Annotated in this window: 21 protein-coding genes; 10 read left to right on the top strand and 11 right to left on the bottom strand. The window is 52.6% G+C overall.

All coding sequences use genetic code 11. From position 1 onward, the window contains the following. Positions 1–66 precede the first annotated feature (66 nt). From pstC to phoU, 4 genes are read left to right on the top strand one after another with little or no spacing between them, the layout of a single operon-like run. A complete protein-coding gene (gene pstC / locus NNN64_RS11295; RefSeq protein ID WP_048213782.1) occupies positions 67–1,026 on the top strand; it encodes a phosphate ABC transporter permease PstC in 960 nt (319 codons plus the stop codon). Continuing rightward, positions 1,026–1,916 (top strand): phosphate ABC transporter permease PstA, encoded by an 891-nt coding sequence (pstA, locus tag NNN64_RS11290; RefSeq protein WP_271441445.1) that lies wholly within the window; start codon positions 1,026–1,028, stop codon positions 1,914–1,916. Before pstC ends, pstA begins: the two co-directional genes overlap by 1 nt. Before the next feature lie 46 nt (positions 1,917–1,962). Beyond that, the gene (gene pstB, locus NNN64_RS11285) at positions 1,963–2,736 is read left to right on the top strand and encodes a phosphate ABC transporter ATP-binding protein PstB (protein WP_003023821.1); all 774 of its coding nucleotides are present in this window, start codon (positions 1,963–1,965) and stop codon (positions 2,734–2,736) included. Positions 2,737–2,760: 24 nt separating this feature from the next. Beyond that, on the top strand, positions 2,761–3,486 hold the full coding sequence (gene phoU / locus NNN64_RS11280) for a phosphate signaling complex protein PhoU (protein WP_006687755.1): 726 nt from the start codon (positions 2,761–2,763) through the stop codon (positions 3,484–3,486). Positions 3,487–3,609: 123 nt separating this feature from the next. On the opposite strand, the gene yieH is transcribed toward phoU, so the two are convergent. Then, entirely contained in the window at positions 3,610–4,275 is a 666-nt protein-coding gene (yieH, locus tag NNN64_RS11275; protein ID WP_271441444.1) for a 6-phosphogluconate phosphatase, read from the bottom strand. A 167-nt stretch (positions 4,276–4,442) separates the two neighbouring features. On the opposite strand from yieH, the gene NNN64_RS11270 reads away from it, so the two are divergent. Beyond that, the gene (locus tag NNN64_RS11270) at positions 4,443–5,780 is read left to right on the top strand and encodes an NCS2 family permease (protein ID WP_271441443.1); all 1,338 of its coding nucleotides are present in this window, start codon (positions 4,443–4,445) and stop codon (positions 5,778–5,780) included. A 56-nt stretch (positions 5,781–5,836) separates the two neighbouring features. Here NNN64_RS11270 and NNN64_RS11265 read toward each other — a convergent pair whose 3' ends face one another. The 10 genes from NNN64_RS11265 to NNN64_RS23340 form a co-directional block, all read right to left on the bottom strand. Next, positions 5,837–6,403: an NADPH-dependent FMN reductase gene (locus NNN64_RS11265; protein WP_271441442.1), complete on the bottom strand. Its 567-nt coding sequence runs from the start codon at positions 6,401–6,403 to the stop codon at positions 5,837–5,839. A gap of 30 nt (positions 6,404–6,433) precedes the next feature. After that, complete coding sequence (locus NNN64_RS11260; protein WP_271441441.1) at positions 6,434–7,183, bottom strand: 4'-phosphopantetheinyl transferase family protein; 750 nt, start codon at positions 7,181–7,183, stop codon at positions 6,434–6,436. Positions 7,184–7,349: 166 nt separating this feature from the next. Next, positions 7,350–8,309 carry an HTH-type transcriptional regulator YidZ gene (gene yidZ / locus NNN64_RS11255; RefSeq protein WP_101742130.1) on the bottom strand — a complete coding sequence of 320 codons (960 nt, stop codon included), beginning with the start codon at positions 8,307–8,309 and terminating at the stop codon, positions 7,350–7,352. Then, on the bottom strand, positions 8,278–9,459 hold the full coding sequence (locus tag NNN64_RS11250) for an MFS transporter (protein WP_271441440.1): 1,182 nt from the start codon (positions 9,457–9,459) through the stop codon (positions 8,278–8,280). Before NNN64_RS11250 ends, yidZ begins: the two co-directional genes overlap by 32 nt. Before the next feature lie 163 nt (positions 9,460–9,622). After that, positions 9,623–10,987 carry a tRNA uridine-5-carboxymethylaminomethyl(34) synthesis GTPase MnmE gene (mnmE, locus tag NNN64_RS11245; RefSeq protein WP_271441439.1) on the bottom strand — a complete coding sequence of 455 codons (1,365 nt, stop codon included), beginning with the start codon at positions 10,985–10,987 and terminating at the stop codon, positions 9,623–9,625. Positions 10,988–11,092: 105 nt separating this feature from the next. After that, positions 11,093–12,739, bottom strand: a complete 1,647-nt coding sequence (yidC, locus tag NNN64_RS11240; protein WP_048213774.1) for a membrane protein insertase YidC — start codon at positions 12,737–12,739, stop codon at positions 11,093–11,095. 2 nt (positions 12,740–12,741) lie between these two features. After that, positions 12,742–12,999 (bottom strand): membrane protein insertion efficiency factor YidD, encoded by a 258-nt coding sequence (gene yidD / locus NNN64_RS11235; protein WP_003023846.1) that lies wholly within the window; start codon positions 12,997–12,999, stop codon positions 12,742–12,744. Beyond that, positions 12,963–13,322 (bottom strand): ribonuclease P protein component, encoded by a 360-nt coding sequence (gene rnpA, locus NNN64_RS11230; RefSeq protein ID WP_003844432.1) that lies wholly within the window; start codon positions 13,320–13,322, stop codon positions 12,963–12,965. The genes yidD and rnpA overlap by 37 nt, the downstream gene beginning before the upstream one ends. 17 nt (positions 13,323–13,339) lie before the next feature. After that, complete coding sequence (gene rpmH / locus NNN64_RS11225; RefSeq protein ID WP_003023858.1) at positions 13,340–13,480, bottom strand: 50S ribosomal protein L34; 141 nt, start codon at positions 13,478–13,480, stop codon at positions 13,340–13,342. A gap of 228 nt (positions 13,481–13,708) precedes the next feature. Then, positions 13,709–13,789: a hypothetical protein gene (locus tag NNN64_RS23340; RefSeq protein ID WP_418222139.1), complete on the bottom strand. Its 81-nt coding sequence runs from the start codon at positions 13,787–13,789 to the stop codon at positions 13,709–13,711. Positions 13,790–14,086: 297 nt separating this feature from the next. On the opposite strand from NNN64_RS23340, the gene dnaA reads away from it, so the two are divergent. The 5 genes from dnaA to yidA all read left to right on the top strand — a co-directional run bounded on the left by dnaA (position 14,087) and on the right by yidA (position 21,273). Then, a complete protein-coding gene (gene dnaA, locus NNN64_RS11220; protein WP_005121475.1) occupies positions 14,087–15,490 on the top strand; it encodes a chromosomal replication initiator protein DnaA in 1,404 nt (467 codons plus the stop codon). Positions 15,491–15,494: 4 nt separating this feature from the next. Next, entirely contained in the window at positions 15,495–16,595 is a 1,101-nt protein-coding gene (dnaN, locus tag NNN64_RS11215; RefSeq protein ID WP_137382192.1) for a DNA polymerase III subunit beta, read from the top strand. A gap of 138 nt (positions 16,596–16,733) precedes the next feature. Beyond that, complete coding sequence (gene recF, locus NNN64_RS11210; protein WP_271441438.1) at positions 16,734–17,807, top strand: DNA replication/repair protein RecF; 1,074 nt, start codon at positions 16,734–16,736, stop codon at positions 17,805–17,807. 28 nt (positions 17,808–17,835) lie between these two features. Next, complete coding sequence (gene gyrB, locus NNN64_RS11205) at positions 17,836–20,250, top strand: DNA topoisomerase (ATP-hydrolyzing) subunit B (protein WP_271441437.1); 2,415 nt, start codon at positions 17,836–17,838, stop codon at positions 20,248–20,250. A 210-nt stretch (positions 20,251–20,460) separates the two neighbouring features. Next, a complete protein-coding gene (gene yidA, locus NNN64_RS11200) occupies positions 20,461–21,273 on the top strand; it encodes a sugar-phosphatase (RefSeq protein ID WP_271441436.1) in 813 nt (270 codons plus the stop codon). The last annotated feature ends 167 nt before the right edge of the window (positions 21,274–21,440 follow it).

Raw genomic sequence — 21,440 nt, 5'->3', positions numbered from 1 at the left:
GTAGGCCCGGTAAGCGCCAGCGCCACCGGGCATATTCGTAAGACGTCTCAAACAGAAGAGTGATTTATGGCTGCAACCAAGCCTGCTTTTAACCCACCGGGTAAAAAGGGTGACATGATATTCAGCGCGCTGGTAAAACTGGCTGCGCTGATTGTGCTATTGATGTTGGGTGGCATTATTGTCTCTCTGATCATCTCCTCCTGGCCAAGCATCCAGAAATTTGGTTTCTCATTCCTTTGGACCAAAGACTGGGATGCGCCAAATGATATCTACGGTGCACTGGTACCGATTTACGGTACGTTGGTCACCTCACTTATCGCACTGCTGATCGCCGTTCCGGTGAGTTTCGGCATTGCCTTGTTCCTGACGGAACTTGCACCTGGCTGGCTGAGACGCCCGCTGGGTATCGCTATTGAGCTGCTGGCGGCGATCCCGAGTATCGTTTACGGCATGTGGGGCCTGTTTATCTTTGCTCCGTTGTTTGCGACGTATTTCCAGGAGCCGGTCGGTAATATTCTTTCCAACATTCCGTTTGTTGGCGCACTGTTTGCTGGCCCGGCATTTGGTATCGGTATTCTGGCTGCTGGCGTGATCCTCGCCATCATGATCATCCCGTACATTGCGGCGGTTATGCGTGATGTATTCGAGCAAACGCCGGTACTGATGAAAGAGTCAGCCTACGGTATTGGCTGTACTACCTGGGAGGTTATCTGGCGTATCGTTCTGCCGTTCACCAAAAACGGTGTGATTGGCGGCGTAATGCTGGGTCTGGGTCGCGCGCTGGGTGAAACCATGGCGGTGACCTTTATCATCGGTAACACCTACCAACTCGACAGCGCATCGCTGTATATGCCGGGCAACAGTATCACCTCTGCGCTGGCAAACGAATTTGCTGAAGCGGAATCGGGTCTGCATGTTGCGGCACTGATGGAACTGGGTCTGATCCTGTTTGTGATCACCTTCATCGTACTGGCAGCGTCTAAGTTCATGATTATGCGCCTTGCGAAAAACGAGGGGGCACGCTAATGGCTACGCTGGAAATGCAAAACACCGCCGCACTGGCAGAATCACGCCGTAAAATGCAGGCGCGTCGACGTCTGAAGAACCGCATCGCGCTGACGCTCTCGATGGCGACGATGGCATTTGGTCTGTTCTGGCTTATCTGGATCCTGATGTCCACGATTACCCGTGGCATTGACGGTATGTCGCTGGCACTGTTCACTGAAATGACTCCGCCGCCGAACACCGCGGGTGGTGGTCTGGCGAACGCGCTTGCCGGGAGTGGGCTGTTGATTCTGTGGGCGACCGTGTTTGGTACACCGCTCGGTATTATGGCGGGCATCTACCTGGCGGAATACGGGCGTAAGTCCTGGCTGGCTGAAGTCATCCGCTTTATCAACGATATCCTGTTGTCTGCACCATCGATTGTGGTCGGTCTGTTCGTTTACACCATCGTGGTGGCAAAAATGGAACACTTCTCCGGCTGGGCGGGCGTGATTGCGCTGGCGCTGCTGCAGGTACCTATCGTTATTCGTACCACTGAGAACATGCTCAAACTGGTACCGGATAGTCTGCGAGAAGCCGCCTATGCGTTGGGTACACCAAAGTGGAAGATGATTTCCGCGATCACCCTGAAGGCGTCTGTGTCGGGCATTATTACCGGTATTCTGCTGGCAATTGCCCGTATTGCTGGTGAAACGGCTCCGCTGCTGTTTACGTCGCTCTCCAACCAATTCTGGAGCACTGACATGATGCAGCCAATCGCCAACCTGCCGGTCACTATCTTTAAGTTTGCGATGAGCCCATTTGCTGAATGGCAGCAACTGGCCTGGGCTGGGGTACTGATTATTACCCTGTGCGTACTGCTGCTGAACATTCTGGCGCGCGTGATTTTCGCGAAGAAGAAACACGGTTAATTTTTACGGCGTGGCTGATGCGGCGCCGGATGAGGAAGAGATTGAAATGAGTATGGTTGATACTGCCCCAGGTAAGATTCAGGTTCGTGATTTGAACTTCTACTATGGCAAATTCCATGCCCTGAAGAACATCAACCTGGATATTGCGAAGAACCAGGTAACGGCGTTTATCGGGCCGTCAGGCTGTGGTAAATCAACGCTGCTGCGTACCTTCAACAAAATGTTTGAACTGTACCCGGAGCAGCGTGCGGAAGGTGAAATCCTGCTGGATGGTGACAATATTCTTACCAATACCCAGGATATCGCGCTGCTGCGTGCCAAAGTCGGCATGGTTTTCCAGAAGCCAACGCCGTTTCCGATGTCTATCTACGACAACATCGCGTTTGGCGTGCGTCTGTTTGAGAAGCTTTCCCGTGCCGATATGGACGAGCGCGTGCAGTGGGCGTTGACCAAAGCCGCATTGTGGAATGAAACCAAAGATAAATTACACCAGAGCGGATACTCTCTCTCCGGTGGTCAGCAGCAGCGTTTGTGCATTGCGCGTGGTATCGCCATTCGCCCGGAAGTGCTTCTGCTTGATGAACCGTGTTCAGCGCTTGACCCGATCTCCACCGGGCGTATTGAAGAGCTGATCACTGAGCTGAAAGAGGATTACACCGTCGTTATCGTCACCCACAACATGCAGCAGGCTGCGCGTTGTTCTGACCATACGGCGTTTATGTACCTGGGCGAGTTGATTGAGTTCAGCAACACGGACGATCTGTTCACCAAACCCGCGAAGAAACAAACAGAAGACTACATTACTGGCCGCTACGGTTGATATGCCCGGGCATCTGGAGAAATGATGGATAACCTTAACCTTAATAAACATATTTCCGGTCAGTTCAACGCTGAACTGGAGAGCATTCGTACCCAGGTGATGACCATGGGCGGCATGGTTGAGCAGCAGCTTTCTGATGCGATTACCGCCATGCACAATCAGGACAGCGATCTGGCGAAGCGCGTCATTGAGGGCGATAAAAACGTCAACATGATGGAAGTGGCGATTGATGAAGCCTGCGTGCGTATCATCGCCAAACGTCAGCCGACAGCGAGCGACCTGCGCCTGGTGATGGCGATCATCAAAACCATCGCTGAGCTGGAGCGTATTGGTGACGTCGCGGATAAAATCTGCCGTACTGCGCTGGAGAAATTCTCCCAGCAGCATCAACCGCTGTTGGTCAGTCTGGAGTCACTGGGCCGTCACACCGTGCAGATGTTGCACGACGTGTTGGATGCCTTTGCGCGTATGGATCTGGATGAAGCGGTACGTATCTACCGTGAAGATAAGAAAGTCGACCAGGAATATGAAGGCATTGTGCGCCAGCTGATGACCTACATGATGGAAGACCCGCGCACTATTCCAAGCGTGCTGACCGCGCTGTTTTGCGCGCGTTCTATCGAGCGTATCGGTGACCGTTGCCAGAATATCTGCGAATACATTTTCTACTTCGTGAAGGGGCAAGATTTCCGTCACGTGGGCGGGGATGAGCTGGATAAGCTGCTGGCGGGTAAAGATCCGAAGGAATAAGCGGCTTGTTGCGTTCGCCGGGATCCCCCGGCGTCGCTATTGTAGGCCGGATAAGGCGTTAAGCCGCATCCGGCATTCTGCGCCATTCGCCCGGTGGCGCATGCTTACCGGGCCTACAAAAAATTACCGCGTAATATCCCAACCCCGCGCCTTCCACAATTCCGGCAACTGTGCCAAATCGGTAAAGGTCGTCACTTTAGGATGATCGATCGGTTTGTTGTGCGGATCGGCGCAGAAGTAAAAAACCTCCATTCCTGCAGCAATCCCCGCCTGGGCACCCGCACTGGAGTCATCGACCAGGATACAGTTCTCAACGTTGACGTTCATCGCTTTCGCCGCATGGAACATCAGTGCCGGGTCAGGCTTCCAGCGCTGAATATCATAACCGCTGAACAGTAAATCAGGAAAATGATGCAACATGCCCAGCTTACCCAATGAATGCTGCATTTTGCTGACCGGACCGTTAGACACCACGCACATTGGCACAGCCATGCTGTCCAGCAGCGTGTTCGCACCAGCAATGACTTCCAGCTCGGTATCGAACAGACGTGCGACCTCAGCACGGTAAACCGGTTCTAACTCGGCTTTTGCCAGTTCGACACCGTGTTCTTCGTTAATAATGTCGATGATTTCGTAGAGCTTTACCCCCTTGAAGCGTTTAAACGTCTCTTCAAGATCGAGCGTAATGCCGAACGCCTGGAACATGCTGACATACGCGCGAGAACAAATTACTTCACTGTCGACAAGGGTACCGTCACAGTCAAAAAATACGGCTTCTATCTGGGACATGTCATTTCCATTTTAACAAGTTTAACGTTTTCGTAATGCATATTGGGGGGACGCAATCGTTGCCGTATAAGCAAAATCAATGAAAAAAGTTGCTCATAACCCAACCCTATTGTCGCATTTTGGTATAGGATAGCGACGAATTTTCCCTCCTTGTTCGGAAATTGATAATGAGTCAACAACACACAACCCAGGCTTCTGGCCAGGGGATGCTGGAACGCGTGTTCAAACTGCGCGAGCATGGCACGACGGCACGGACCGAAGTGATCGCCGGTTTAACCACCTTCCTGACAATGGTGTATATCGTTTTTGTTAACCCGCAAATTCTTGGCGTAGCTGGCATGGACACCAGCGCCGTCTTTGTTACCACCTGTCTTATTGCTGCATTTGGTAGCATCCTGATGGGGCTGTTTGCCAACCTGCCGGTTGCGCTGGCACCTGCCATGGGTCTGAACGCATTCTTTGCCTTCGTGGTGGTCGGTGCGATGGGGCTGTCATGGCAGATTGGTATGGGCGCGATCTTCTGGGGCGCAATTGGTCTGCTGCTGCTGACGATTTTCCGCGTACGCTACTGGATGATTGCGAATATCCCGGTCAGTCTGCGCGTGGGCATCACCAGCGGTATCGGCCTGTTCATCGGCATGATGGGGCTGAAAAATGCCGGTGTTATTGTTGCGAACAAAGACACGCTGGTTTCCATCGGTAACCTGACTTCCCATAGCGTGCTGTTGGGGATTCTGGGCTTCTTTATCATCGCGATTCTGGCATCACGCAACATTCACGCGGCAGTGCTGATCTCCATTATTGTGACCACGCTGTTAGGGTGGATGTTGGGTGATGTTCATTACAGCGGTATCGTTTCTACGCCGCCGAGCGTCACGTCTGTTATTGGTCATGTTGACCTGGCGGGTTCATTTAACATTGGTCTGGCGGGCGTTATTTTCTCGTTCATGCTGGTGAACCTGTTTGACTCCTCCGGTACGTTGATTGGCGTCACAGATAAAGCGGGTTTGGCAGATGCCAAGGGCAAGTTCCCGCGCATGAAGCAGGCTCTGTTTGTCGATAGCGTGTCGTCTGTTACCGGTGCGTTTATCGGCACTTCTTCCGTTACCGCATATATTGAATCCTCTTCCGGGGTTTCTGTCGGTGGACGTACAGGTCTGACAGCCGTGGTTGTCGGTCTGCTGTTCCTGCTGGTTATCTTCCTGTCACCGTTGGCGGGAATGGTGCCGGGCTATGCCGCAGCGGGTGCGCTGATTTACGTGGGCGTATTGATGACGTCCAGCCTGTCGCGCGTGAAGTGGGATGATCTGACTGAAGCTGTTCCGGCGTTTATTACCGCTGTGATGATGCCGTTTAGCTTCTCCATCACTGAAGGCATCGCGCTGGGCTTTATTTCCTACTGCGTGATGAAAATTGGTACTGGCCGTTTCCGCGATCTCAGCCCGTGCGTCATCGTTGTTGCGCTGCTGTTTGTGTTGAAGATTGTGTTTATCGACGCGCATTAATCGCTGTCTATTCGACCATAGAAAAACAAGCCCAGCATATCGCTGGGCTTTTTCTTTTACGCTTTTACGCGCTGAATATAATCACCGAACGCGGTCAGTTGACCAGTCAGATGGTCCAGCGTGCTTTGGTCGATCACTTCACCGGTCTGCGGGTCTACTTTATTCTGAATAACGCCGCCCATAAACTCTGGCTTGTTCATCACCATCGCATCGAGGAATACCAGAATTTGGCGCAGATGATACTGACAGCGAGCGCCGCCAATGGCGCCCATTGAGCTGGTTTGGATCAGTACTGGCTTGCCTGATAATGGTTGATCGGGCAGACGAGACAGCCAGTCGATGGCGTTTTTCAGCCCGCCAGGAACAGAATAGTTGTATTCCGGCGTGACGATAACGACGCCATCAGCCTTCCTGATTTGTTCCGCCAGCGCTTCTACACTTGCCGGAAACCCCTCTTCCTGCTGAAGGTCGGCATCGTACAGAGGAATATCCCCAATCGACGGTAACGCATTCACTTCCATCCCCGCGGGGGCAATTTTTGGCAGCGTACAGGCAACCATTCCATTAAACGAACCCTTGCGCAGGCTCCCCAGTAACGTAACAACATTCAATGTTTCAGACATGGTTACTCCTGTTTCATCATGAAGGTTAAATCAGTTAAGCGTATGGCTTTTTGCTGCGGATAATGGTGAAAACCGGATCAGGCGACCCGTTGGCTCATTCGCGCGGGTCTGGATATCAGGCAAGCTTTTCCAGTCCTGTTTACCATCAAACTCCCAAACCTTGAGTTTTTCAATGGTTGGCGTGACCGCGACCGACCACACCAGCACATCTTCGGCATCGCAAATGGCTTCTATCTGCGTAACGTGAGCACATCTCAGACGGCCCGCACCCGGTAATAGCTGGAGTTCACGTGGATCGTCATTGCACACGTCGCCAGTGAGCTTGAGAACGCTCTGGCGTAAAGTAATGAGTTGAGCACGTGCTTCATTGGGGTCGTTTTGGTTATTGATCCACAGATTCTCGTTGCTGGAAAAGCGGTAGGTTTCTGTAGCATTCGGAGTATGGAACCCGCGGGTTGCTCGCTGAAGCTCCATATCCAGGCCGCATGAACCCTCTGTGGTAATCGCGACGCCGACGATATTCCCGGCATAGGAAATCGAAAAACCAGGCAGGTTTTTATCGCGAAAAATGGGTTTCCCTTTCGCCTCGGTAACAATCTCAGGCAATGTGCTGGTGCCGTAAAGCATAAACATCAGTTCAGCGAGAAGGCTTCGGGAGGCCAGAAAGCGTGTTCGGCGGTGAGTGGGTAAATTTCTTGCTTCAAAATGACATGGAGTAGGGAGACGAACTGAAACCAGGTGTCCCTCCGTAAGAATCCCTCTGGCAAAATGTGTCGCCATTTTTCGCTCCGTGATTAATGGTCCGTGATTATTATCAGAGTAACATTTACGCAGCTTATAGGCAGGCTTTACTGCCCAAAAAGTAAACGGAATCGGGATACATTACGCGACATTTACATTTCCACAGCCAGGGAGGTCAATAAAACAACAATATAGCAAAGGATCTTCATGACATCTCGCGATAGAGTGCCTTGATCGTCTCTTTCAGCCATACGATCTTAGGATTGTGGCTGTTGCGTTTATGCCAAAGGAGGGTGAACGGTACGCGCATTTTTTCCAGTTGCGCAGCATCAAAAGGCATTGGACGTGCCACGAGCGGAAGCTGGTGGAGTTGGTTGTAACGCTGACAATAGACCGGGGCGGTGGCTATTAATGCGTGATCGGGCTGCGCGGCCATAAACAGCGACTGCTCAAAGCCCGGGAGACACAATGCGATGTTACGCGCACGCCCCATCTCCTGAAGCACATCGTCCAGCGCCCAGGTGTCGCTCTGCTCCCAGCTAATGCTGATATGGGGATAGCGCAGGAATGTTTCCAGATTCCACTCTTCCTGCAATGCCGGATGGTCTTCACGTAACCAGACGCAGGGGAGATCGGAAAACAGGACCTCGTGGTCGATCGATAACGGTAGCAGACTCAGCAATTCTCGTGAGCGCGGGTGACTTTCACGCCCGGTAAAGCCGATATCGACCTCGCCACGGATAATGGCATCCAGCGAATCGTAATCCCAGTTGCGCACTTTGATCGTTGCCTGTGGATAACGCTGGTAGATCTGTTGGGAGAGCGCGTTAAACATGATCATCACCAGCGGCGTTTCAGCCACCAAATCAAACTTCAGCCCACGTGGTGCTTCATGGTGTGGCTTATCGAGCAATTGATTGCCCATCTGCATCCACTCCGCCAGGCTCTGTTCCATGTTGAGCATCAGCGGCGTTGGTGTTAGCCCCAGCGGGGTGTTAACAAACAACGGATCGTCAAACCAGGCTCTCAGCTTCGACAGCGATTTGCTGACCGCCGACGGCGTGACGTTCATCCGTTTGGCGGTTTTAGTGACACTGCGTTCCTGCATCAACAACTGCAGGCAGAGCAGCAAATTAAGATCGAGACTGCTGAGGGATTTCTTCATGAGTTGGCGTGGACCGGTTTGGTGCTACAGTGATAATCAGCATGATACTCACTATGCTACAGCCAATCAGAATCCCGATCAGCATATTCAGCGCATCGAGACCGAGGATGGCGGCCAACCAAATCCATAACGATGAACCGCAAACCTGGGCAATGCCTAATGCCGAGCTGGCGACGCCTGCGCGCAGCGAGAATGGCCCCAGCGCCTGGCTCATGGCAACGCCGAAACCGACTGAGAATCCGGCGCAGATTAAGGTTAACCCGAACAACGTTACAGCGTGCGTACTGGCAAGAGTTAACACGATGCCCGCAGCCAGGAACAATACCTGTGAAGTCAGCATCAGGATGCGGGGTTTAAAAATGCTCAGTGCGAATGGCGTTGAGAAGGAGACCGCCATACTGACACCCGCGGTCATCGCCATTGTCGTGGCGTACTCACCGCGGTCAAAACCCATCACTTCCATCAGCAGCACCGGAGAGGTATTCACAAAGGTCAGGATGACCGACACGCTGAGGGTGGTAATTGCCAGGCGGCTAAGGAAAAAGCGGTTTACCAGTGATTCGGTGGTTTGGTTCTTTTGCACAGATGCCGGGAGCGTCGTTGGGCGCGATTCTCGCAGGATAAACACTGATAGCAGGCAAACGACCACACCCATACCCATCATCGTGTAGAACAGGCTCTGCCAGGGGTATTTGAGCATAATCAGATGCCCCATCACCGGAGCCAGTACCGGCACGATACAAGTGATACCGTTTAGCAGCGACAGCACCTTCGCACGGCGGCGATCGTCGAGTGTATCGCGCAGGATGGCGAAGGCCACCACGTAGCAGCAACCTGCCCCGATGCCCTGAACAAAACGGCCGACCAGGAACGGCGTACCGCTCTCGGCGAATGAACATAAGGCCGAGGCGATAATAAAGATCACCGCACCGACAATGGCGACCGGTTTACGACCCGACTGGTCAGCAATTTTACCGGCGAACAACATTGCCGTCGCCATCCCCGCCAGGTAGACCGAGAACGCGATATGCAACTGAGCCTCGCTGGCTTGTAAATCGGCAGCAATACGGGGCAATCCCACCAGATACATATCAATCCCGGCGGGATAAAGGAGAACCAGGGCAAAACTGCAGATTAGAAAGCGTGTCATAGCGACCTCATGAGGAAAGTGGCGCTAAGAATACGGGGAGAGGAATGTCTGTGCGAGTTGCCATTTGGACAACAGTGATTTCCTTATGGGAAATCACTGTTGCCGTATCCGGCCTACGGGGCCTGTAGGCCCGGTAAGCATCGTGCCACCGGGTAACACATCGTTATTTACCAATACAGAAGCTGGAGAAAATCCGCCCCAGCAGATCGTCGGAAGTAAATTCTCCAGTTATCTCACTGAGGTTTTGCTGTGCAAGGCGCAACTCCTCTGCTAACAACTCTCCGGCCCATGCTCCTAATAGCTGCGCTTTACCCTGCTGAAGATGTTCCGCTGCTTCTGCCAGTGCCTGCAGATGACGACGACGCGCCAGGAAGCCGCCTTCCATATTGGTTTCAAAGCCCATGCTCTGTTTGAGATGGTTGCGCAATACGTCAACACCTTCGCCGGTACGCGCAGAGAGGCGAACCAGTGAGTGGCCATTTACTTCGCTGAGACCCAGCGTTTCACCCGTGATATCCGCTTTGTTACGCACGACGGTAATCGGCAGTTTTGCAGGTAAACGCGCAATAAAGTCTGGCCAGATGTCTGCCGGGTCAACCGCGTCGGTGGTGGTGCCATCAACCATAAACAGTACGCGGTCAGCCTGTTCGATCTCCTGCCAGGCGCGTTCAATACCAATGCGTTCAACTTCGTCACTGGCGTCGCGCAGACCGGCGGTATCGATGATGTGCAACGGCATACCGTCGATATGGATATGTTCACGCAGCACGTCGCGGGTGGTGCCGGCGATATCGGTGACAATAGCTGCTTCACGGCCAGCGAGGGCGTTCAACAGACTTGACTTACCGGCGTTAGGACGCCCGGCAATCACCACTTTCATGCCTTCGCGTAGCAGGCTGCCCTGACGTGCTTCGGCACGCACGGCATCAAGATCGGCTATTACGCTATTGAGCTGGGCTTCAATCTTGCCGTCAGACAGGAAGTCAATTTCCTCATCAGGAAAATCAATCGCAGCCTCCACATAGATGCGCAGGTGAGTGAGTGCTTCCACAAGATGATTGACTCGTGCAGAAAACGCACCCTGTAAGGAATTTAGCGCCGAGCGTGCCGCCTGCTCAGAGCTGGCGTCGATCAGATCGGCAATTGCTTCAGCCTGGGCTAAATCGAGCTTATCGTTAAGAAATGCGCGCTCGGAGAACTCACCCGGTCTGGCAATGCGCAGGCCGGGAATGGTCAGAATACGTTTAAGCAGCAGATCGAGAATGACCGGACCGCCGTGACCCTGAAGCTCTAAGACGTCTTCACCGGTAAAGGAGTTCGGGCCAGGGAACCACAGCGCAATCCCCTGATCCAGCACGCTGCCATCCGCGTCTTTAAATGGCAGGTAGTCGGCATAACGCGGTTTTGGCAGTTTACCCAGTACGGTTTCGGCGACCTCGCGGGCTTTCAGGCCGGAGATGCGCAGAATACCCACACCACCACGTCCCGGTGGGGTTGCCTGAGCGACGATGGTGTCGTTATGGCTCATGATATGTCTCTTTGTCATGCAATAAAAAAGGCGGTCTAATGACCGCCCTTTGCTTTATGTTCCGTTTGCCGGATGGCGGTTTCGCCTAATCCGGCCTACACCGAATCAGGAGTTTTTCTTCTCGCGGCTATGCAGGCCACGTTTCTCCAGACCACGGTAAATCAGCTGTTGCTGAATAATGGTTACCAGGTTGCTGACGATATAGTACAGCACCAGACCTGATGGGAACCACAGGAAGAACACGGTGAAAATGACCGGCATAAAGGTCATGATCTTCTGCTGCATCGGGTCGGTCACGGTGGTCGGAGACATCTTCTGGATGAAGAACATCGTCACGCCCATCAGGATCGGCAGGATGTAGTACGGGTCCTGTGCAGACAGGTCATGGATCCACAGTGCGAACGGCGCATGGCGCAGTTCAATGGAGCCCATCAGCATGTAGTACAACGCCAGGAAGATTGGCATCTGGATGATCAGCGGGAAGCAGCCACCCAGCGGGTTAACCTTCTCAGCTTTGTACAGGGCCATCATTTCCTGGCTCTGACGCTGTTTGTCATCGCCCAGACGCTCACGCATTGCCTGAATCTTCGGCTGCAGCATACGCATCTTCGCCATGGAGGTGTACTGCGCTTTGGTCAGCGGGTACATGATGCCACGAACGATAAAGGTGATAACGATGATGGAAAAGCCCCAGTTACCCAGGAAGCTATGGATCCATTTCAGCAGTTTGAACAGCGGCTGAGAGATAAACCACAACCAGCCGTAATCCACTGTCAGATCCAGGTGCGGTGCAACGGCCGCCATTTTATCCTGAATTTCCGGGCCGACCCATAGGGTGCTGGTCATCGCGCCAGTCTGACCTGGCTGTACCAGTACCGGCTGAGATTTATAACCGATAGCGGCAATGCCATTACCCAGATTAGCGGTGTAGAAATTATTGGTGCCGTCGTTACGCGGAACCCATGCCGTTGCGAAATACTGTTGCAGCATTGCAACCCAGCCGTCTTTAGCATTGACGTTCAGGTTTTCGTTATCAGCAATGGTGTCGAATTTGTATTTCTCATACTTCTCATCAGGCGTGGAGTACGCTGCGCCACGGAAGGTATGCAGTGCAAAGTTGCTGCTACCGGTGTCGCGATGAGAGGGCAGATTGATGGATTGCTTCAACTGACCAAAGGTGGAGACTTCCAGCGGTTTCTCGCCGGCGTTCTGCACGCTGTAGTTAACGTTGACAGCATATTCACCACGTTTGAGGACAAACGTCTTCGTGAATGTGTTACCCGCTGCGTCAGTATAGGTCATCGGGATCTGCAGTTCGTTCTGACCATCAGCCAGTACAAAGGCGTCTTTTTCGACGTTGTACAGCGGACGCGGGCCGTTAGCCGGATTATCCGGGCCGTCACGACCTGTCAGGCCACTTTGTGCCTGGTAGATGAACTGTGGCGTGGTTTCCAGTAACTGGAACGGTTCGGTTGAACCCAGTTCTTTCGGGTACGCTGGCAGTGAAGCCTGTTCCACATCACCACCACGGGTGTTGATGGTCAGATCAAGCACGTCAGTTTTAACCGTAATCAGTTTCCCCTGGCCACTGGCCGGTACGCCCTGGTCGGCGGCGCTACCCGCTGCGGTGGTCGTTGTCTGCGTGGTCTGTTGGGCCTGAGGTTGCGGATTTTTATCCTGCTCCCAAGCTTGCCAGATCATGAAAGACACGAACAGCAAAGCGATGACTAAAAGATTGCGTTGCGAATCCATCGTTAGTGTTCTCTGGTATCAAATGGTCCGGGCGGGACGGGATCGTCACCACCAGGGTGTAAAGGGTGGCATTTTAATACGCGTTTCACCGTCAACCAACTGCCTTTTATCACTCCAAACCTGCGCAATGCCTCAATTCCGTAGCTCGAACAGGTTGGAGTGAAACGGCAATGCGGCCCAAGCAGCGGACTGATAAGGCGTTGATAGACCCGAATGAGGGCTATCAGGACCCGCGAGCCAGGCGACAATGGCGACGCCATAATTTTTCCAACGCTTCCGAGAGAGCACGGTTATCGAGGTCGGCAACCCCTTTTTTCGCCACCACCACGAAATCCATTGCTGGAAGCTCGTGCTGACGTAAACGAAAGCTTTCACGCGTCAGACGTTTAATCCGATTACGTTCATGCGCACGTTTAACATTTTTCTTGGCGACTGTAAGACCGATACGGGGATGCCCCAGCGAATTCAGGCGGCCGAGGATGGTGATTTGCGGCGTGCCAGCCCGTTGTGGCTGCTGGAAGACGAATGTGAAATGAGTGGGAGTTAACAAACGTAACTCCCTGGGAAATGCGAGCTTAACCACTCAGGGGCTAGCTTTTATTACTTAGAAACGGTCAGACGAGAACGGCCTTTAGCACGACGACGTGCCAGAACCTGACGACCATTTTTATTTGCCATACGAGCACGGAAGCCGTGAGAACGGTTGCGCTTCAGTACAGACGGTTGAAAAGTGCGTTTCATGGCGATTTCTACCTAAACTTGAATAAATTCACTGACTTTTGCGTATACCCGAACGAATTTCGAACGACTTACGCCACAGTGTGGGTGATTAAAGAGGCCGGATTGTAATAATTGTACACTCCGGAGTCAATTCTCTTTCCTTATATCCCGTTTTTTTTCACGTGGTTTTGTGTAAAAAACAGGCAGCGTTGACGCCGTAAGGCGACCGTTACTCGCTGGGGGTAAGAATTATACGGGCTGGTGGATAAAGCGCAAGGATCGCTCGGGATCTTTATTAGATCGTTTAAGCAGTAAAGCATCTTTACTCATTAATTTTTTCAATATGCGCGCGAAAACCTGCAGCACTTCTCCAGGATCGTTTACACTTAGCCGATTCTGGATCATCCTGTGGATAAATCGGGAAGAATCTGTGAGAAACAGAAGATCTCTTTCTCAGTTTACGCTATGATCCGCGGTCCTGATCGTTTCATTGGATCCTGATCGGGTAAAAATTGCAGATAGCAATTCGCACGTCACCCTTTGCATAGGGTCTTGTCGATGTGCGTCAACAATCATGAATGTTTCAGCCTTTGTCATTTATCGACTTTTGTTCGAGTGGAGTCCGCCGTGTCACTTTCGCTTTGGCAGCAGTGTCTTGCCCGATTGCAGGATGAGTTACCAGCCACAGAATTCAGTATGTGGATACGCCCGTTGCAGGCGGAACTGAGCGATAACACGCTGGCTTTGTATGCGCCAAACCGTTTTGTGCTCGATTGGGTAAGGGATAAATACCTCAATAATATTAATGGATTGCTGAATAATTTCTGCGGAGCAGATGCCCCACAGCTGCGTTTTGAGGTTGGTACTAAACCTGTCACGCAAACGCTGAAGACGCCGGTGAATAACATCGTTACACCTGCGCATGTGGCTCAACAAGTGCAACCGCAACGAGTCGCTCCGGCGGCGCGTCCCGGCTGGGATAACGTACCAGCCCCGGCAGAACCTACCTATCGCTCTAACGTCAACGTCAAACATACGTTTGATAACTTCGTTGAAGGTAAATCTAACCAACTGGCGCGCGCGGCGGCACGTCAGGTGGCGGACAATCCTGGCGGCGCCTACAATCCGTTATTCCTTTATGGTGGTACAGGTCTGGGTAAAACCCACCTGCTGCACGCTGTAGGTAACGGCATTATGGCGCGTAAGCCGAACGCAAAAGTGGTGTATATGCACTCCGAGCGTTTTGTGCAGGACATGGTTAAAGCCCTGCAAAACAATGCGATCGAAGAGTTTAAACGCTATTACCGTTCCGTTGATGCGTTGCTGATTGACGATATTCAATTCTTTGCCAATAAAGAACGTTCGCAGGAAGAATTTTTCCACACCTTTAATGCCCTGCTGGAAGGTAATCAGCAGATCATCCTGACATCGGATCGCTATCCGAAGGAGATCAACGGCGTTGAAGATCGTCTGAAATCCCGCTTCGGCTGGGGGCTGACCGTCGCGATCGAACCGCCTGAACTGGAGACGCGCGTCGCGATCCTGATGAAAAAAGCAGATGAAAACGACATTCGTCTGCCGGGTGAGGTGGCGTTCTTTATTGCCAAGCGCCTACGCTCTAACGTGCGTGAACTGGAAGGCGCACTGAACCGCGTGATCGCCAACGCTAACTTTACTGGCCGGGCGATTACTATCGATTTCGTGCGTGAAGCGCTGCGCGATTTGCTGGCATTGCAGGAAAAACTGGTCACCATCGACAATATTCAAAAGACGGTGGCGGAGTATTACAAAATCAAAATTGCGGATCTGCTTTCTAAGCGCCGATCTCGCTCGGTAGCTCGTCCGCGCCAGATGGCGATGGCGCTGGCAAAAGAGCTCACTAACCACAGTCTGCCGGAAATTGGCGATGCGTTTGGTGGGCGTGACCATACTACCGTGCTTCATGCCTGTCGCAAGATTGAGCAGTTGCGTGAAGAAAGCCATGATATTAAAGAAGATTTCTCCAATTTAATCAGAACATTATCTTCGTGACGCTATGAAATTTACCGTTGAACGTGAACATTTATTAAAACCGCTTCAGCAGGTCAGCGGCCCGCTGGGTGGTCGTCCTACACTGCCGATCCTCGGAAACCTGTTGCTACAGGTTGCGGATGGAACGCTTTCTCTGACCGGTACCGATCTCGAAATGGAGATGGTGGCACGCGTGGCGCTGATCCAGGCTCATGAGCCTGGTGCAACCACCGTTCCGGCGCGTAAATTCTTCGACATTTGTCGTGGGTTGCCGGAAGGTGCGGAAATTGCCGTTCAACTGGAAGGCGACCGTATGCTGGTGCGTTCTGGCCGCAGCCGTTTCTCGCTGTCCACATTACCTGCTGCTGACTTTCCGAATCTGGATGACTGGCAGAGCGAAGTCGAATTCACCTTGCCGCAGGCAACGATGAAGCGTCTGATTGAAGCCACGCAGTTCTCAATGGCGCATCAGGACGTGCGTTATTACTTAAACGGTATGTTGTTTGAAACTGAAGGCGAAGAGCTGCGTACCGTGGCGACCGATGGTCACCGTCTGGCTGTTTGTTCTATGCCGGTTGGTCAGTCCCTGCCTAACCATTCGGTGATCGTACCGCGTAAAGGTGTGATTGAATTGATGCGTATGCTCGACGGCGGCGACAATCCGCTGCGTGTGCAGATCGGCAGCAATAACATTCGCGCACACGTGGGCGATTTCATCTTTACCTCCAAACTGGTGGATGGCCGCTTCCCGGATTACCGTCGTGTACTGCCAAAGAACCCGGACAAACATCTGGAGGCGGGCTGCGATATTCTCAAACAGGCGTTTGCCCGAGCGGCAATTCTTTCTAACGAGAAATTCCGTGGCGTGCGTCTGTATGTCAGTGAAAATCAGCTCAAAATCACGGCCAACAACCCGGAACAGGAAGAGGCGGAAGAGATCCTCGACGTCACCTATCCGGGCACTGAACTGGAAATCGGTTTTAACGTCAGCTACGTTCTGGACGTACTTAATGCGCTGAAGTGCGAAAATGTGCGCATTATGCTGACCGATTCCGTATCCAGCGTACAGATTGAAGATGCAGCGTCACAATCCGCAGCTTATGTCGTCATGCCTATGCGCTTGTAAAGAATATCGGGCTATCTTACTTGTTATTCTGGCTCCGGGCAGTGCTCGCAATCCTCACGTACTTCAGTACGCTCCGGTTGCTGTGCGCTGGCCGTAACCAGACTAACTGCGACGATAACGCCCTGGTTATGAGTTGATATGTCGCTATCCCGACTGCTAATCAAAGACTTCCGCAATATCGAAAACGCGGATCTCGCTTTATCCCCTGGCTTTAACTTCCTGGTTGGCGCGAACGGCAGCGGCAAAACCAGTGTGCTGGAAGCCATCTATACACTCGGCCATGGCCGGGCGTTTCGCAGTTTGCAGATTGGCCGTGTGATTCGCCACGAGCAGGAATCGTTTGTCCTCCACGGGCGTTTACAGGGTGAGGAACGCGAGACCTCGATTGGTCTGACGAAAGACAAACAGGGCGACAGTAAAGTACGCATTGATGGCACTGACGGGCATAAGGTCGCAGAACTGGCGCACCTGATGCCGATGCAGCTGATAACGCCTGAAGGGTTTACTTTACTCAACGGCGGCCCCAAATACAGAAGAGCATTCCTTGACTGGGGATGCTTTCACAATGAAGCCGGATTTTTCACCGCCTGGAGCAACCTGAAGCGACTGCTCAAGCAGCGCAATGCGGCACTGCGCCAGGTGAGTCGTTATGAGCAACTGCGCCCGTGGGATAGAGAACTTATCCCGCTGGCGGAACAAATCAGCACCTGGCGCGCGGAGTACAGCGCGGGTATCGCGCAGGATATGGCAGATACCTGCCAGCAGTTTCTTCCCGAATTCTCTCTCTCGTTCTCTTTCCAGCGTGGCTGGGAGAAGGAGACAGATTATGCTGAGGTGCTGGAACGCAGTTTTGAACGCGACCGCATGTTGACCTACACCGCGCACGGCCCGCACAAGGCGGATTTCCGCATTCGCGCCGACGGTGCGCCGGTGGAAGACACGTTGTCGCGTGGGCAGTTAAAACTGCTAATGTGCGCCTTACGACTGGCGCAAGGGGAGTTCCTGACCCGTGAAAGCGGACGGCGCTGCCTGTACCTGATAGATGATTTTGCCTCTGAACTGGATGATGCGCGTCGCGGGCTGCTGGCCAGCCGCTTAAAAGCCACGCAATCTCAGGTCTTTGTCAGCGCAATCAGCGCTGAACACGTTATAGACATGTCCGATGAAAATTCGAAGATGTTTACCGTGGAAAAGGGTAAAATAACGGATTAACCCAAGATAAAATGAGCGAGAAACGTTGATGTCGAATTCTTATGACTCCTCCAGTATCAAAGTCCTGAAAGGGCTGGATGCGGTGCGTAAGCGCCCGGGTATGTATATCGGCGACACGGATGACGGCACCGGTCTGCACCACATGGTATTCGAGGTGGTAGATAACGCTATCGACGAAGCGCTCGCGGGTCACTGTAAAGATATCGTTGTGACGATTCACGCTGATAACTCCGTGTCCGTTACTGATGATGGCCGTGGTATCCCAACCGGTATCCACCCGGAAGAGGGCGTTTCGGCGGCGGAAGTTATCATGACCGTTCTGCACGCAGGCGGTAAATTCGATGATAACTCCTATAAAGTGTCTGGTGGTCTGCACGGCGTAGGTGTATCCGTCGTTAACGCCCTGTCGCAAAAACTGGAGCTGGTGATTCGTCGTGAAGGCAAAGTGCATCAGCAAACTTACGTGCACGGTGTGCCGCAGGCACCGCTGGCGGTAACCGGTGAAACAGAATTGACGGGTACCCAGGTTCGTTTCTGGCCAAGCCACGAAACCTTCACTAATGTCGTTGAGTTCGAATACGACATTCTGGCGAAGCGTCTGCGCGAGCTGTCCTTCCTGAACTCCGGCGTATCCATCCGCCTGCGCGACAAGCGCGACGGCAAAGAAGACCATTTCCATTACGAAGGTGGTATTAAGGCATTTGTTGAGTATCTCAACAAAAATAAAACGCCGATCCACCCAAATATCTTCTATTTCTCCACCGAAAAAGACGGTATTGGCGTTGAAGTTGCGCTGCAGTGGAACGATGGCTTCCAGGAAAATATCTACTGCTTTACCAACAATATTCCGCAGCGTGACGGCGGTACTCACCTTGCAGGCTTCCGTGCGGCGATGACCCGTACTCTGAATGCCTACATGGACAAAGAAGGTTACAGCAAAAAAGCGAAAGTTAGCGCCACCGGTGACGACGCCCGTGAAGGCCTGATTGCCGTCGTATCGGTAAAAGTACCGGATCCGAAATTCTCCTCTCAGACCAAAGACAAACTGGTTTCTTCAGAGGTGAAATCGGCAGTAGAACAGCAGATGAACGAACTGCTGAGCGAATACCTGCTTGAGAACCCGTCCGACGCGAAAATCGTTGTCGGCAAAATTATTGACGCTGCGCGTGCGCGTGAAGCGGCTCGTCGTGCCCGTGAAATGACCCGTCGTAAAGGCGCGCTGGACTTAGCAGGTCTGCCGGGCAAACTGGCTGACTGTCAGGAACGTGACCCGGCACTGTCTGAACTGTACCTTGTGGAAGGGGACTCTGCGGGCGGTTCTGCGAAGCAGGGCCGTAACCGTAAGAACCAGGCGATCCTCCCGCTGAAGGGTAAAATCCTCAACGTTGAGAAAGCGCGTTTCGACAAGATGCTCTCTTCCCAGGAAGTGGCGACGCTGATCACCGCGCTGGGTTGTGGTATTGGCCGTGACGAGTACAACCCGGATAAACTGCGTTATCACAGCATCATTATCATGACCGATGCGGATGTCGACGGCTCGCATATCCGTACGCTGCTGTTGACCTTCTTCTATCGCCAGATGCCAGAAATCGTGGAGCGCGGTCACGTCTATATTGCGCAGCCGCCGCTGTACAAAGTGAAAAAAGGCAAGCAGGAACAGTATATTAAAGACGATGAAGCAATGGATCAGTACCAGATCTCCATCGCTCTGGATGGCGCAACGCTGCATACCAACGCTAATGCGCCGGCCCTTTCCGGTGAGTCGTTAGAAAAACTGGTTTCTGAGTACAATGCGACGCAGAAAATGATCGGCCGTATGGAACGCCGCTTCCCGAAAACGCTGCTGAAAGAGTTGGTTTATCAGCCAACGTTGACAGAAGCCGACTTGGCGAGCGAGCAGACCGTTACCCGTTGGGTTAATGCGCTGGTGACGGAACTGAATGAAAATGAACAGCACGGTAGCCTGTGGAAGTTCGACATTCAGGAAAACACTGAACAAGGGCTGTTCGAACCGATTATTCGCGTGCGTACGCACGGCGTGGATACCGATTACGCACTGGACCACGAGTTTGTGACCGGTGGCGAATATCGCCGTATCTGCACGCTGGGTGAGAAACTGCGTGGCCTGATCGAAGACGATGCGTTTATCGAACGTGGCGAGCGTCGTCAGCCGGTGGCCAGCTTCGAGCAGGCACTGGACTGGCTGGTGAAAGAGTCCCGTCGCGGCCTCGCTATTCAGCGCTATAAAGGCCTGGGTGAGATGAACCCGGAACAGCTGTGGGAAACCACCATGGATCCGGAAAGCCGCCGTATGCTGCGCGTTACTGTGAAGGATGCGATTGCGGCTGACCAACTTTTCACCACCCTGATGGGTGATGCTGTTGAACCGCGTCGTGCATTTATCGAAGAAAACGCCCTGAAAGCGGCGAATATCGATATTTAAGCCAATCTGTAGGCCGGATAAGGCGGTTTACGCCGCCATCCGGCAAGACGTTGTATTGTGCCTGATGGCGCCTTGCTTATCAGGCCTACAAACGACAACCCATCTACAAAAAGGGGAATCCCGATTCCCCTTTCTATCCCCCTTTTCGTAGCTGTTTTTTGAGTGGAATCGCGTTAGCATGAGGACGGACTCATTTAATCCGGGGAACTCATGGCTATCAAACTTATTGCTATCGACATGGATGGCACACTTCTGCTGCCCGATCACACCATTTCACCTGCGGTCAAAACGGCCATTGCCGCGGCGCGCGCGCGCGGTGTGAATGTGGTGCTGACCACGGGGCGCCCATATGCAGGCGTCCACAGCTATCTGAAAGAACTGCATATGGAACAACCCGGTGATTATTGCATTACCTACAATGGTGCACTGGTGCAGAAAGCCGGAGACGGAAGTACCGTCGCGCAAACCGCGCTGAGCTATGATGATTACCGTTTCCTGGAGCAACTCTCCAGGGAGGTCGGCTCGCATTTCCACGCACTCGATCGCAATACGCTGTATACCGCCAACCGTGACATCAGTTACTACACGGTACATGAGTCTTTCGTCGCGACCATCCCACTGGTGTTCTGTGAAGCAGAGAAAATGGACCCGGCGACCCAGTTCCTGAAAGTGATGATGATTGATGAACCAGAGATCCTCGATAAAGCTATCTCGCGGATTCCAGCAGAGGTAAAAGAGAAGTACACCGTGCTGAAAAGTGCGCCGTACTTCCTCGAAATTCTGGATAAACGCGTCAATAAAGGGACGGGCGTAAAATCACTGGCCGATGCGCTGGGAATTAAAGCTGAAGAGATTATGGCGATAGGCGATCAGGAAAATGATATCGCGATGATCGAATACGCAGGCGTAGGTGTTGCAATGGATAATGCTATTTCGTCGGTGAAAGAAGTGGCTAACTTCGTGACGAAATCCAATCTTGAAGACGGCGTTGCCTGGGCAATTGAGAAATACGTTCTCTCCTGATACACGTTGTGCCTGGCTTCGGCCAGGCATAGAACATTAAGAATGTTATAAAAATCATGTTTGTATTATCAGATGTGAAATCGCACATTAATCCCCCCACTTAGCACGTAACTTCTATACTCTCCCCCCTTCTTTTATATTCGGGCGATTCCTGCCTGCAACTATGT

Origin of the sequence: Citrobacter sp. Igbk 14, assembly GCF_028069825.1 — a bacterium.
In the GTDB taxonomy this organism is placed as follows: Bacteria; Pseudomonadota; Gammaproteobacteria; order Enterobacterales; family Enterobacteriaceae; genus Citrobacter.
Note: the sequence above shows the minus strand (reverse complement) of the source record. Positions and strands in the feature narration are given on the sequence as shown.

Coding starts and splice junctions, on each gene's coding strand:
- dnaN (WP_137382192.1), top strand. CDS start 15,495: ATGAAATTTACCGTTGAACGTGAACATTTATTAAAACCGCTTCAGCAG.
- yidZ (WP_101742130.1), bottom strand. CDS start 8,309: ATGAAGAAATCCCTCAGCAGTCTCGATCTTAATTTGCTGCTCTGCCTG.
- pstA (WP_271441445.1), top strand. CDS start 1,026: ATGGCTACGCTGGAAATGCAAAACACCGCCGCACTGGCAGAATCACGC.
- yidC (WP_048213774.1), bottom strand. CDS start 12,739: ATGGATTCGCAACGCAATCTTTTAGTCATCGCTTTGCTGTTCGTGTCT.
- pstC (WP_048213782.1), top strand. CDS start 67: ATGGCTGCAACCAAGCCTGCTTTTAACCCACCGGGTAAAAAGGGTGAC.
- phoU (WP_006687755.1), top strand. CDS start 2,761: ATGGATAACCTTAACCTTAATAAACATATTTCCGGTCAGTTCAACGCT.
- yidA (WP_271441436.1), top strand. CDS start 20,461: ATGGCTATCAAACTTATTGCTATCGACATGGATGGCACACTTCTGCTG.
- rpmH (WP_003023858.1), bottom strand. CDS start 13,480: ATGAAACGCACTTTTCAACCGTCTGTACTGAAGCGCAACCGTTCTCAC.
- pstB (WP_003023821.1), top strand. CDS start 1,963: ATGAGTATGGTTGATACTGCCCCAGGTAAGATTCAGGTTCGTGATTTG.
- NNN64_RS11260 (WP_271441441.1), bottom strand. CDS start 7,183: ATGGCGACACATTTTGCCAGAGGGATTCTTACGGAGGGACACCTGGTT.
- NNN64_RS23340 (WP_418222139.1), bottom strand. CDS start 13,789: ATGAGTAAAGATGCTTTACTGCTTAAACGATCTAATAAAGATCCCGAG.
- NNN64_RS11250 (WP_271441440.1), bottom strand. CDS start 9,459: ATGACACGCTTTCTAATCTGCAGTTTTGCCCTGGTTCTCCTTTATCCC.
- gyrB (WP_271441437.1), top strand. CDS start 17,836: ATGTCGAATTCTTATGACTCCTCCAGTATCAAAGTCCTGAAAGGGCTG.
- mnmE (WP_271441439.1), bottom strand. CDS start 10,987: ATGAGCCATAACGACACCATCGTCGCTCAGGCAACCCCACCGGGACGT.
- NNN64_RS11265 (WP_271441442.1), bottom strand. CDS start 6,403: ATGTCTGAAACATTGAATGTTGTTACGTTACTGGGGAGCCTGCGCAAG.
- yidD (WP_003023846.1), bottom strand. CDS start 12,999: ATGGCGTCGCCATTGTCGCCTGGCTCGCGGGTCCTGATAGCCCTCATT.
- recF (WP_271441438.1), top strand. CDS start 16,734: ATGTCGCTATCCCGACTGCTAATCAAAGACTTCCGCAATATCGAAAAC.
- NNN64_RS11270 (WP_271441443.1), top strand. CDS start 4,443: ATGAGTCAACAACACACAACCCAGGCTTCTGGCCAGGGGATGCTGGAA.
- yieH (WP_271441444.1), bottom strand. CDS start 4,275: ATGTCCCAGATAGAAGCCGTATTTTTTGACTGTGACGGTACCCTTGTC.